Origin of the sequence: Kitasatospora sp. NPDC101183, from assembly GCF_044767945.1 — a bacterium.
Lineage (GTDB): Bacteria > Actinomycetota > Actinomycetes > Streptomycetales > Streptomycetaceae > Kitasatospora.
This window is the reverse complement of sequence record NZ_JBIWOW010000003.1, coordinates 68,195-80,646: the sequence shown is the minus strand read 5'-3', so window position 1 is coordinate 80,646 and position 12,452 is coordinate 68,195. Positions and strand designations below refer to the sequence as shown.

General features: G+C 66.5%; 10 protein-coding genes. 9 read left to right on the top strand and 1 reads right to left on the bottom strand.

Annotated features, from left to right (window positions below):
• Positions 1-37: 37 nt before the first annotated feature.
• From ACIRRS_RS04405 to ACIRRS_RS04365, 9 genes are all read left to right on the top strand, one after another.
• A complete protein-coding gene (locus ACIRRS_RS04405; RefSeq protein WP_402964839.1) occupies positions 38-766 on the top strand; it encodes an aspartyl/asparaginyl beta-hydroxylase domain-containing protein in 729 nt (242 codons plus the stop codon).
• Positions 767-792: 26 nt separating this feature from the next.
• Entirely contained in the window at positions 793-1,950 is a 1,158-nt protein-coding gene (locus tag ACIRRS_RS04400; protein WP_402964837.1) for an Ldh family oxidoreductase, read from the top strand.
• Positions 1,934-2,707 (top strand): aspartyl/asparaginyl beta-hydroxylase domain-containing protein, encoded by a 774-nt coding sequence (locus tag ACIRRS_RS04395; protein ID WP_402964834.1) that lies wholly within the window; start codon positions 1,934-1,936, stop codon positions 2,705-2,707. Before ACIRRS_RS04400 ends, ACIRRS_RS04395 begins: the two co-directional genes overlap by 17 nt.
• Entirely contained in the window at positions 2,704-4,959 is a 2,256-nt protein-coding gene (locus ACIRRS_RS04390; protein WP_402964831.1) for a lantibiotic dehydratase, read from the top strand. Before ACIRRS_RS04395 ends, ACIRRS_RS04390 begins: the two co-directional genes overlap by 4 nt.
• Before the next feature lie 16 nt (positions 4,960-4,975).
• Positions 4,976-5,203, top strand: a complete 228-nt coding sequence (locus tag ACIRRS_RS04385) for an MbtH family protein (protein WP_402965482.1) — start codon at positions 4,976-4,978, stop codon at positions 5,201-5,203.
• A 97-nt stretch (positions 5,204-5,300) separates the two neighbouring features.
• A complete protein-coding gene (locus tag ACIRRS_RS04380; protein ID WP_402964829.1) occupies positions 5,301-6,611 on the top strand; it encodes a cation:proton antiporter in 1,311 nt (436 codons plus the stop codon).
• A gap of 113 nt (positions 6,612-6,724) precedes the next feature.
• The gene (locus tag ACIRRS_RS04375) at positions 6,725-7,786 is read left to right on the top strand and encodes a TauD/TfdA family dioxygenase (RefSeq protein WP_402964826.1); all 1,062 of its coding nucleotides are present in this window, start codon (positions 6,725-6,727) and stop codon (positions 7,784-7,786) included.
• 586 nt (positions 7,787-8,372) lie between these two features.
• Positions 8,373-9,989, top strand: a complete 1,617-nt coding sequence (locus ACIRRS_RS04370; RefSeq protein ID WP_402964824.1) for a gamma-glutamyltransferase family protein — start codon at positions 8,373-8,375, stop codon at positions 9,987-9,989.
• A 123-nt stretch (positions 9,990-10,112) separates the two neighbouring features.
• Complete coding sequence (locus ACIRRS_RS04365; RefSeq protein ID WP_402964821.1) at positions 10,113-10,892, top strand: BTAD domain-containing putative transcriptional regulator; 780 nt, start codon at positions 10,113-10,115, stop codon at positions 10,890-10,892.
• Positions 10,893-10,981: 89 nt separating this feature from the next.
• Here the strand turns inward: ACIRRS_RS04365 and ACIRRS_RS04360 are convergent, their stop codons facing one another.
• A complete protein-coding gene (locus tag ACIRRS_RS04360; protein WP_402964818.1) occupies positions 10,982-12,415 on the bottom strand; it encodes a serine hydrolase domain-containing protein in 1,434 nt (477 codons plus the stop codon).
• Positions 12,416-12,452: the final 37 nt, after the last annotated feature.

Below are 12,452 nucleotides of genomic sequence, written 5' to 3'. Positions count from 1 at the left end.
GTCACCTCGGGCCACCGTCTCACGGGAAGGAAGTTCGATGAACGAGGAGCAGCGCGCCAACGATGTGGCCGCGCTCATGCAATGGTCTGACGACACCGGTATCGACCGATCCGCACTGGAACGGATCCTCGACGGCCTGGAGGGCGCCGGTGACCGCGGCGCCCCGTTGCAGGGTCCGGCGTTCCTGTGTCCCGGCCTGGAGGCGCGGCCGTGGCACGACCCCGACCGCTTTCCGTGGGCAAAGGTGTTGGAGCGGAACTTCCCGGACATCCGGCGTGAACTGCTCGAACAGTCCGGCGCCATGTCAGTACACCCGGAATCCGGGACGCTCGCGGCGAGCGGACAGTGGACGACGTACCACTTCTTCAATCTGGGACGGCGCTACGAGGAAAACCACGCCCGGTGCCCGGACACCTCTCAGACTCTTCAGCAGGTGCCGGGCATCGCATCGGCCGGCATGGCGTACTTCTCCCGGATGGCGCCGGGCACCGACGTGAAGCCGCACTGCGGCTTCACGAACACGCGCATTCGCGCGCACCTCGGCCTGGTCGTACCACCGAACTGCGCCATGCGGGTGGGCACAGAAACCCGAAGCTGGGAGGAGGGCAAGGTCCTGGTCTTCGACGATTCCTTCGAGCATGCCGTGCGCAACGACGCGGACAGCTGGCGCTCCGTACTCCTGCTCGACACCTGGCATCCGGACCTGAGTGAGCATGAATGCCGCGCTCTCAGCTTCCTCATGACGCTGTGGAGGTCGGTCCTCTGATGAGCAGGGGACGGAGGGGGCTGTCGATGTACCTGCCCTTCGGTGAGCCGGTCGCACCCGACGACCTGCGCGGCTTCAGCGCGGCGGTATGCCGCCGCATGGGTGCGGAGGCCGATGTGGCCGCAGAGGTGGCGGAGCACCTCGTCGATGCCGACCTGGCCGGGCATCCGTCGCACGGTGTCATGCGCCTGACGCAGTACTTCGACGAGTGGGAGCGAGGCGACCTCGTACCCCGGGCACGCCCTCGGCTCGTGCGGGACGGTCCGGGCGCCGCGCTCTTCGACGCTGCCCGGGGTTTCGGCCACTTCTCCACCATCGCTGCCTGCCAGTGGGTGGCTGCACACGCGGAGTCGCAAGGTGTGGCGATCGCCGCCATCCGACACTCGGGCCACACCGGACGGCTCGGAACCTACGCCGAGTATCTGGCGGAACGCGGTCTGGTGGCTATCGTGCTGGTCGGAGCTGCCGGACACTCCGTGGGAGCCGCGGTGCTCCCCGGGACCTCGACCCGGTTCCTGGCTGCCAACCCCTGGGCCATCGGGATACCGGCAGAAGAGAGGGCTCCCGTCGTGGTCGATGTCTCCACCACGATGCTGGCCGAAGGAAAGATCACCGTCGCCAGGGAGAATGGCCAGTCCCTTCCTCCAGGATGCATCGTCGACGCGGACGCTCAGGACGGTCGGGACCCGGAGGACTACTTCAACGGTGGCGGGCTGCTCCCGCTGGGCGGCCACACCGCGGGGCACAAGGGGTTCGGTCTGGGGCTGGCTGCGGCCCTGATCGGCTCCCTGGCCATGATCGGCGACCCGGAGCCCACTCTGGCGGGAAGTCAGCTACCCACCGGAGCCGACCCCCGGGGTCGTGCGGGGGGCGTCGCCGTTATCGCCATCAACCCCGGGGCTCTCGGCGACGGCGCCCTTTACGCCCGCCAAGTCGCCCAGACCGCCACCGCCGTGGGCCGCGCCGCGGGCACTGTGAGTCACATCCAGGTTCCCGGCACTCCTGAGGCCACCGCCAGGCAGAGGCAGGCGCACGGCATCCGACTCGCCGACGCCACACACAGTGCGTTGGAGGAACTCGGCAAACGCCTGGGGATCGCCCCCGGCTACGACAGAACGCCGAGCCTGCGCAGATCCACCAAGATCTCACCGACAGAGAGGACGGACCATGACCGCGTGGGTTAAGGACAGTCGGCCGTATCTGGAGAGCTGGATCAACCGTACCAATGCCGACCGGTCACAACTGGCCAGAATATTCAACGGCATGGACGAGGGGGAGAGCCGCACGCCGTCCACCGAGGCTGGTCCGCAACGCCCCGAGATCCTTTGCCCCGGGCTGGAGGCATCCCCTTGGTGGGACAAGAACCGTTTCCCGTGGATCGCCGAACTGGAGAAGGCATACCCGGACATCAGGAGTGAGTTTCTCGAGGCATGGGGAGCAGCCGGCCCGAATGCCAACGGGATCACGCGGCATCCCAACTCGCACAACCTCGCCCGGAGCGGACGATGGAGCGCCTTCTATTTCCATCTCCTGGGCCAGGTCAACCAGAGGAACATGGACTCTTGTCCCCGCACCAGCGCGGTTCTGTCCGGAATTCCCGGAGCCGACTCCGCCGGGATGTCCTACTTCTCCGTCATGGACCCGGGTACGCATGTTGCGCCCCATTGCGGTTTCATCAATGTCCGTGTCCGCTGCCATCTCGGCCTGGTCGTTCCCGAGAACTGCGCCATGCGGGTCCATGAGGAGACCCGGGACTGGGCGGAAGGCGTGGCATTCACCTTCGACGACTCCTTCGACCACGAGGTGTGGAACAGGAGCGAGGGCATCAGGGCGGTACTGCTTTTCGACGTATGGCACCCGGATCTCAACGAAACGGAGAAGGCCGCGATGACCTACATGATGCAGGTCTGGAAAGAATTCCTCTACCAGGACGTGAAGTGACGGCGCCCGTCGGCGCCGGCGCAGCCGGGACGAAGGCGACTGGTTCCTGGCTCGTCGCGAACGATGTACTGATCAAGACCACCGGCTTCCCTTTCGAATCACTGGATTCCCTACGCGCCCAGGACATCTCCGAGAGCGTGCGGGCGCTGCTGGAGGTGTGTCGCGATGACCGCTTCCTCGAGGCGGTGATGATGTCCAGCCCGGACGCGTTCGAGCAGCTCGACCGCTGGCTGGCCAAGAACCCCGATCCCGCACACTTCCGCTCCGACGACCGTCGCAAGGCTCTGCTGGCGGCCATGTACCTCCAGCGATTCTGCGCCAAGAACGAGAGCACCAGCTTTTTCGGCCCCGTCTTCTGGGCCCGCCTCTCCGACGAAAGCACCGTCACTCTGGAACAGGGAGAAGCAGGAACTGAAGAACGTCGCGCGATGTTCTGGAGCCACTGGGCCGCGCAGGTCGTTGCCGATCGGATGGCTGCCGACGCGGACGTGTTGCCCTTCCTGGTTCCGGTACGGCCGCCCAATCTCGTCGAACGGGAAGGTCTGCTGCGCGGTGTGCACTTCGTCGATCATCCGATCCAGGTGAGTGACATACCGCCACCGGCAGCCGGCTCACCCCAGTCCACGCTCTTCGAGCTGGTGGACGGCAACCGCACCGTGCAGAAGTGTTCCGAGACGCTCGGGATTACCGTGGCTGAGGCAGCCGAATTGCTCCGAGGTCTGGAGGCCCAGGGGCTCGTCCGTTTCCGCTTGGATATTCCCGTCGGGGTGCTGGAACCCATGCACCATGTGCGGGCCTTCGTCGCCACCTTGCACGGCGAGGCGCGCACCCGGTGGACGCACAGGTGCGACGAACTCGACAGACTCCGTGAGCGGTTCCAACGTGCGGACGGGCTGCGTGAGCGCCATGCCGCGTTGGGTGCCACCCGCACACGCTTCGAGGAGATCACGGGTACTGCCTCAACCAGGGGAGAAGGCGGTCACTACACGGACCGGGCCATCGTGATCGAGGAGTGCCTGCACTCATGGAAACGCTTCGCCATCGGCGGCCCCGTCCGGGACTACCTCGAGAACGAGCTGCCGATCGCTCTCAACCTCCTGTTCGAACTGCCTCTGGCCCGGCGCCGGGCGCGTGCCGCCGAAATCGACCGCTGGTTCCTGCAGAGCTTCGGCCCGGACCGGTCCGTCCCTCTGGACGAGGTACTGCTGGCGTGGTCACGGGACGGCCACGCCGTGGGCGCACAGCTGCGCGCCCTGGACCGACGGATTCTGAAGTCCGGACCCTGCGCCATCAGTGACGTACTCCACCAGAACTCGGATCACAGGAACATAGACCTCGATCTGACCTGGGGGCGGGAGCGAGCCGGAACTGTCAACTTCGACACCTGGTGTGTAGCGGGCGCCGACGTCCTCCTGGGAGCGGCGGACCAAGATGCCCTGAACCGGGGCGACTTCCTGTCAGTCGTCGGCGAGGTACACGGTCTGCACGACCAACTGCTGCAAGGGCTGTGGACGGATCTTCACCCGAACGCGGACGCGTTGACGAACGAGATCGCCGACATCATCTCAGGGCTGAGCGACACAACCATCTGCGATCCGGTGATGTGGCACTGGCGCAAGACGATCGCGCGGGCTCCGGCCCTGCCGGAGGTCGAGTTCGCCGGCCGCAGCCCACGCCCCCCGGGGCGGTTCGCTCGCGCCCGCGACCTGTCCGTGCGGCATACGGGCGACCGCCTGCATCTGCAGGCGGAGCCGCTCGGCCGCATCTCGCTGACCAGGCCTCCGCTGCAGTCGTGGGGCGACGAAGTCGAGACCCTCTTCACCTCCTTCACTGGGGCCCGCAGCATCGGCCCCGATGACGGACTGCGTCGCGTACCAGAGCATGTGAACCACCTGCCGCGGCTCACGGTGGGACGCACGGTGCTGCACCGGGAGACCTGGTGGCTTCCGCCACCGCCGAAGGCCCGCTGGCGGGCCATGACGGCCGAGAATCAGCGCCTGGGACGGTGGGCACAGGAAGAATTCGGTCTGCCTGACGAGGTGTACGTCAAGTTCAGCGCAGAGCCAAAACCCGTTTTCATTGATTTTCGCATCCCGGTGCTCGTAGAGCTCTTCACCAGGTTCTGGCAACGCGCCACATCACCGGCAAAGGTGGTCGAGATGCTACCCGACTCGAAGAACCTCTGGGTTCGGGACGGGAAAGGCCGACACACCTGCGAATTGCGCGTCGGTTGCTATCATTCAGAGAAATAGGAGCAGAAACATGGATGTGACGAATCCGTTCGAGAATCCAGAAGCACAGTACGTGGTCCTGGTAAACGACGAGAATCAGCATTCCCTCTGGCCGTTTTCGATCTCGGTGCCGGATGGCTGGACAATTACCCACGGCGAGAGCAGCCGCGAGGACTGCCTCCAGTTCATCGAGACGAATTGGACGGACATGCGCCCCAGGAGTCTTGTCGAGGCGATGGACAGCGGAGAGGGATCAGCCGCTTGACGGAGGAGATCGGCGGCGAGCTGCGCCGAACCTCCGCCCACACCGCGAAGACATTCGACGAGCCATCCGCGACGACGGAAACGAAAGAAAGTCAGGCATGGACAGCGATCAGGTGGCGTTACTCCTCTTCGACCTCGCGTTCATCCTCGTCCTCGCCCAGGGGCTCGGGTACCTGGCGACGAAGATGCGGCAGCCGCCCGTCGTGGGAGAGATCCTCGCGGGGGTCCTCCTCGGGCCGACCCTGTTCGACGGGGCGGTCTCCCACCAGCTCTTCACCGAAGCGATCCGACCCGTGCTCAGCGGCATGGCCAACGTCGGCGTGGCGCTCTTCATGTTCGGCGTGGGCCTGGAGGTCGAACGCCACGCGCTGCGCGGCAGGGGGCGCATGACGGCCGCCGCGACCATCGGCTCGACGATGGTCCCGTTCGTCCTGGGCACCGGTCTCGCGTACTACCTGCTGCGCACCCATGAGCCCGAGAACAAGGCCGCGTTCATCGTCTTCATCGGCCTGTCCATGTCCGTGACGGCCTTCCCCGTCCTCGCCCGAATCCTCACCGACCGAGGGCTGGCCAAGACCACACTAGGTGGTATCGCACTGGCCGCAGCCGCTGTCGTCGACTTGGTGGCCTGGACGGCGCTCGCCGGGGTACAGGCCGCTGTCGGCAGCGAGGGCGAATACTGGCGGGTCGGCCTGATGGTGCCGTTCGTCCTTCTGATGCTGTTCCTCGTTCGCCCTGTGCTGCGCCGCTGGATCCTGCGTGACAGGGACGGCGACGGCTGCGGGCCCACCTCCGCGCACGTCTACGCCCTCGTGCTGATCGGTGCCCTGGTGTGCGGGGCCGCCACCGAGATGATGGGCATGCACTACATCTTCGGTGCCTTCATCTTCGGTCTGGTGATGCCGAGGGAGGGCGCGACAAGACTGCGTTCCGACGTGATGGACCACACCGGGCGCGTGACCTCCGTCCTGCTACCGGTCTACTTCGTCGTGGCCGGCCTCAAGGTCGACCTCGGCGGGTTCGGCTGGGCCGAGATCGTGCAACTCGGCGCGATCCTGCTCGTCGCCGTCGTCGGCAAGTTCGGCGGCACCTATCTGGGCGCCCGGACTACCGGGCTCCCCGCACGCCCTGCGACAGCGCTCGCCACGCTCATGAACACCCGTGGCCTCACTGAACTCGTCATCCTGGGCGTCGGCGTCCAGACGGGGCTGCTCGACGGCTCCCTGTACTCCCTCATGGTCGTCATGGCCCTGGTGACCACCGGGATGACGGGACCGATGCTGGCGCAGATCTACAAGGAGCCCGTCGTCGTCCCACACGCCGTCGCCGAAGAACGGGAGCCGCGGGGCGATCCGACAGCGGCTGGCGGTCGAGGGGCCGAGCCCGTCCTCACGAAACCAGGTGATTGACAGCTGACACCCGCCCACAACGATCAACGGCCCAGAAATCCTGGAATGACCAGGAGGTCCGCCGGCCCGCAGTCCCGCGGGCGCGGACCGAGGAAGAAGTGAGGAGACGAACCTTGACCGACTTCAACTCGAGGACATCGAGGGTCCAGTCGCCGCACGACAGCGGGCGGCGCCCGGCCGACCCGCCAGCGGTCGATCCAGTGCGGACTGGATTCCTGCCTGATGCGCCGACGATGCCGCTGGTGATCACGCCCGCTGTCGACGGGGCCGACCTGCCCGGCTGGCTGCGGGAGAACCGCGGTCTCGTCGACTCCTACCTGCACCGCCACGGCGCCTTGCTGCTGCGCGGTTTCCACGAGCCATCGGTCGCGGAGTTCGAGGCCACAGCGTCCGCCATCTGCCCCACCCTGTTCCGCGAGTACGGCGACCTGCCGAGGGAGGGCCACTCCGACCAGATCTACCAGTCCACGCCTTACCCGGAGGACAGGTCGATCCTGTTCCACAACGAGAGTTCCCATCTGGACAGCTGGCCCATGCGGCAGTTCTTCTCCTGTCTGGTGCCCGCGCAGGCCGGCGGGGAGACTCCGATCGTCGACTGCCGAGAGGTGTACCGGCTGATGCGGCCGGAGCTGCGTGCGCAGTTCGCCGAGCGAAAGCTCCGATATGTGCGCAACTTCATCGACTCGTTGGACGTGAGCTGGCAACGGTTCTACGGGACCACCGATCGGGCGGAAGCCGAACGCAAGTGCATAGAGGCGGGGATCGGCTTCTCGTGGGCACCGGACGGCACATTGCGCACGTGGCGGGTCGCGGACGCGGTGCTGAGGCACCCGAGGACCGGTGAGACCGTGTTCTTCAACCAGTTGGCGCTGCACCACGTCTCGTGTCTCGACCAGGACACGCGGCAGGCGCTGGAGAGTCTGTACGGCCGGGACGGCCTGCCGCGCAGCGTCTACTGGGGCGATGGCGCACCAATCGACGACGACGTCGTGACCGAGGTGCGGGAACTCATGGACCGCACCGCCGTTGGGTTCACCTGGCAGACCGGTGATGTGCTCGCCATCGACAACATGCTGGTCGCCCACTCGCGCCGTCCCTTCACTGGTCCACGCAAAGTCGTCGTGGCGCTCGGCGACATGCTGAGCCACGCGGAGCTCCCCCCAACCGATGCCTGACACCGGTTGTCGAGGCCGGCTGGTAGGGGCCGACTGACCCCCACACTCCGCAGGACGGGACAAGGGTCGCCAGTTGCTCGTACCACCTGCGCATGCTCGCGAAGTACGGCCTGGTGGAGGGAAGCGAGGACAGACACGATCGGGAGAAGCCCTGGCGGACGACGGCTCTACACACGGACTGCTCGGGCACTTCCGAGGACGCGGAGCCGGTAACCCTATTGCACGTCGCGTTCCGCAACCGTCGTGAGGAGAGGAACCCATAGGGAGATGAGTTGCCCAACCGATTGTGGATTGAGGGGACCTGACATGAACGGCCTGCGGTTACTGATGCGACAGGTGGATGCGCTGTGAATTCCCTAAGTCAGCCGCTCCGCCTCCGGAGTCGTGTGCGAGCCCCGGTTGACTTTGTTGCCGGCGTAGCGGGTGTCGCGGCAGCAGCTGGTAGTGGTGCGCCGGCAGGCACACGTCACCCGCAGCCAGGAGCGCGCGCGGATCAGGTCCGTGCGAGGGTGGCGCGTTCCTTGCCTGCCCGGACGCCGTTGCAGGTGCCCACCGAACCCGAGACTGCAGAAGGGATGGTCCTTTGATGAGCTCGGTGCAGCGCCATCCTGGGCGACCCGACCTGGGGCTGGCCAGCCCTCACGAACTAGCCACACAGGCAGGGAAAAGCGTCGTAGAGCAAGGGGGAAACGCGGTGGACGCCGCGCTGGCCGCCGCCATCACCCTGTCGGTCGTCTACCCCCATCAGTGTGGCGTCGGCGGTGACTTGATGGCACTCGTGGCTGTGCCCGACGGGCGGGTCCTGACGGTCAACGCCACCGGGGCGGCGCCAACGGGGATCATCCCCGGCGATTGGGCAACCGCAGGAGCAATGCCGACCAGAGGGCCGGACACGGTGACGGTACCGGGAGCTGCCGCCGGCTGGGCCGCCCTGTCCCGGCTCGCGGGGCGTCTCCCCTTCCCGCGACTGTTCGACTTCGCGGTCGTGTGTGCCACCGAGGGGGTTCCCGTGTCGCCAGATTTGGCTCGTGCGCTCTCACATGAACAGGAAATCCTCGCGCAGGACCCCGGCATGCAGGCGGTGTTCTGTTCCCGCGGGGTGCCGCTGGTGGTCAACTCTGTTCTGACGCAGCCGGCGCTCGCGAGGACGCTTGAAGCCGTCGCGGAAACACATGCCTCCGCCCTGTACGGCGGTGATGTCGGAAAGGCCTTCGTCACCTTCCTCCGCGGGCATGGCTCTGCGTTGAGCACCGGGGATCTGGCCCGGCACGAGACAGAGATCACGGTGCCGATCGGGAGGGTCTTCGGCGGGGAGGAATACCTCACCGCCCCCCCGAATTCCCAAGGAATACATTTGTTGCAGATTCTTGGTGCACTCGACGCCCTCCCCTCGAACCTCGCCCCCCTCGGCCCCGCCGCCAAGGTGTATGCCCGAGTGTTCCAGGCGGCTGCGGATGACCGTGCTGCCTACCTTGCAGATCCCCGGGCTGCCCTCGTCGACGTCGAGTACCTACTGAGCGACGCGCGCATCGCGGAACTGTCCTGTGGCGCTCCGCAACTCACGCGGCCTATCGCTTCGGCTCCCCCCTCCACGGGGGACACCGCGGCAGTCGTCTCGGCGGACGGCGAAGGATATGCCGTCTCTCTGATCCAGAGCCTCTTCCGGAGCTTCGGTTCCGGGCTGCTCGATCCAGTGACGGGGATTGTTGCGCACAATCGCGGATCCGCCTTCTCCCTCGATCCGGCATCACCCAATTACCTGCGAGGGGGGAAACGCCCAGCGCACACACTCCTGCCGGTCATCACCCGCAGAGACGGTGAGATCACGGGGGCACACGGAACCATGGGTGGTCCCGCACAGCCCCAGATTCACGCACAGTTCGCCGCACATCTCAAAGCCGGGATGGAGCCGGCCGACGTCCTCCACCGCCCACGGTGGTCCGTCACGGGACGGGCACCAGGAGACCCGACCGGGACGGTCGTCGCCGAGCACGAGGTTCCCGCGGACGCGGTGGACGCCCTTGGCGGTGCGGGCTTTCCAGTTGTACGGCGCAACGACGACGCGGTGGGGCACGGCCAGATCGTGCGACGTCGACCCGACGGCCTTTTCGCAGCCGCAGACCCTCGATCCGACGGGACCGCGGTGACCTTGATCTCGCGCGCCGGGCGGGAGCCGCGTGACGACCAGGCTCCGTACTCTTGATCGATTCGCCCCTACTGTCCGGGGCGGCGATCTTCGGCGGACAACTGCCACTCTCTCCTCGCCGATCGAAGCGGCGGTCGTGGAAATCCTATCGATCTGTATTCTCATCAAGGAGCCCGCATCGTGCGATACGAAATGCTGGGGACCCTCCAGGTCGTCGACAGCGAATCGTGCAGGACGGTCGCCGGCAAGAAGTTCGAGACGGTTCTCGCCACACTTCTCGTCCGTTCGCCCGAGATCGTCACCCACGAGCAGCTCACCATGGAGATCTGGGGAGCCCGCCCTCCCGGTCGCGCGTCGGCCGGGCTCCACGTGTACATATCCCGGCTGCGGAAATTCCTCGTGTCACAGGATCAGCCCGTGAGCCCGGTAGGCACCAAACCGTCCGGGTACACCTTGCAGGTGCGGGACAACCAGGTGGACTTCGCCGAGTTCGTGCAACTCGTCGAACAGGGTCGCAGGTACATGCGGGAAGGCAGGTTCGCTGCCGCCACGTCATGTCTCGACAAGGCGCTCAACCTGTGGCGCGGCCCGGTTCTCGGTGGCCACGGCAGAGGGCCGATCACCAGCGGGTTCATCACCAGAATGGACGAGACACGCTTGGAAGGGCTGGAGCTGATGACCGATGCCCAGTTGGGGCTGGGCCTGCACCGGGAACTCGTCGGGAGACTCTACTCGCTCACCTCCGAGCACCCGTTGCGTGAGGCATTCCACCGCCAGCTGATGATCGCGCTGTATCGCTCGGAGCGCCAGGCGGACGCGCTGAAGGCGTATCACGTGGCGCGCACCACGCTCAGGGAGGAACTGGGCGTGGAACCGGGTTGGGCGCTCAGAGAACTACAGCAGGCCATCCTGCAGGATGATCACCGCCGCCTCAGCCCCTCTGCCGCCCTCATGGGCTGAGGGCCTATGCCGCCCTGCACCAAGCCCAACCCACTCCCGGGCTCGCCCGCCCGATACGAACCGTACTCAGGCACGGCTGTCGGTAGGTTTCAGCCAGCCGGGTCGTCGTCCGCGCGGGCATGGGCTCGACTGTTGTGCAGGTAGCGGGCGGGTCCGCCTGCATCGCCGACGAAGCTCAGCGTGCGGTAGGGTCCATGCCCCTTGCCCTCGGCTACGAAGGTGTCGTCCCGGAGCCAGGCATACCGCTCCGGCCGGCCCGCTCCCGGGGGCCGGCCGGCCTCCCGCGGGCTCGTGGCGCGGATGTCGAGACCGTGGCCCTCGGATGCCGGGGAGACCTTGAAGGTACCGTGCGGCCCCCGATAGGTCCCGGCACAGCGCTGTGCCTTCGTGGCCGGCAACCGTGTGAGCGGTTCCGGCGGTTCCGGGGCTCGGGGCATCCGTACGCCGCACAGCTCCTCGACCAGCCCGGGCACGGTGTCCTCGTACATTGCGCGATCCCGGCCGCCATTGACCGCCAGCACCACTGACAGGCCGTGGTCGGACAGGTTTCGCACGAAGAGGGACTGCCCGCTGTACTCCCCGTCATGGCCGAACGCGCGGGCGCTGCCGCAGTCCCACAAAGCCCAGCCGAGACTCCAATGGTCCGCCATCGTTGACCCCGGCACCGCTACCTCGGGGCGGGTCATGGCCGCCCGAGATTCCGTGCTGAGGAAGCGAGAGGCGGCGCCACTGAGGCTGGGCCGCAGATAAGCCTCGCAGAAGGACAGCACGGCCAGGCAGGACATCCGGAGTTTGGCTCCGGTCGGTGAACACGAACGCTGCGGCTGCTGGACCGGGATCACGACATGGGCCTCGTCCGCCACCACGGTATGTCCGACACTGTTGCGGAAGAACATCGCCTCATCACTCGTCACAGCAACGCCGTCGAGCTTCAGCGGCAGCGTGACGTGGTCCCGCACCTGCTGTTCCCACGTCGCGCCGTCCACAGTCGCAAGCACGTGACCGAGCAGATTGAAACCCGCGTTGCAGTAGGAGAAGAGTTCCCCTGGAGGGTGGAGCTGAGAGACATGGGAGAGTGAGTCCACGTAGCGTCCGAGCGCGTCGTCGCCCGGGCCGAAGTCGGACATGCTCTCGCCGTGGAACCCCCCTCCATGGCTCAATAGGTGACGAATCGTCAGTTGTTCGGAAGCTTCCCGATCTGCGAGGGTGAAGCCAGGAAGGTATAGACGCACCGGTTGGTCCAGGGAGAGCGCGCCCTTCTCCACCAACCGTAGGGTGAGGGCGCTGGTCCACACCTTCGCCAAGGACCCGACGCCCACCAGGGTGTCCGGCGTCATCTCCACGTGGGTGCGCTGGTTGGCGAGGCCGAAGGCGGCAGTCCTGCGGTGCCCGTCGTGCGACACGGCGATCACCGCGCCGGGTACACCATGTCGCGCCGCCGTTGTCCGCAACAGATCCGCAAGGTCCTTGTCCCCGTGTGCTCTTGCTGCCTGCAGTGTGGAGTGCTCCGGTGTCACGGTCATGGTGGGTCGTCCCTCCTGCGTGCTGGTACAGCGATCC

Bases quoted from the DNA above. Each gene is read 5' to 3' on its own strand.
- ACIRRS_RS04405 (WP_402964839.1), top strand. From the start codon at position 38: ATGAACGAGGAGCAGCGCGCCAACGATGTGGCCGCGCTCATGCAATGG.
- ACIRRS_RS04400 (WP_402964837.1), top strand. From the start codon at position 793: ATGTACCTGCCCTTCGGTGAGCCGGTCGCACCCGACGACCTGCGCGGC.
- ACIRRS_RS04395 (WP_402964834.1), top strand. From the start codon at position 1,934: ATGACCGCGTGGGTTAAGGACAGTCGGCCGTATCTGGAGAGCTGGATC.
- ACIRRS_RS04380 (WP_402964829.1), top strand. From the start codon at position 5,301: ATGGACAGCGATCAGGTGGCGTTACTCCTCTTCGACCTCGCGTTCATC.
- ACIRRS_RS04370 (WP_402964824.1), top strand. From the start codon at position 8,373: ATGAGCTCGGTGCAGCGCCATCCTGGGCGACCCGACCTGGGGCTGGCC.
- ACIRRS_RS04360 (WP_402964818.1), bottom strand. From the start codon at position 12,415: ATGACCGTGACACCGGAGCACTCCACACTGCAGGCAGCAAGAGCACAC.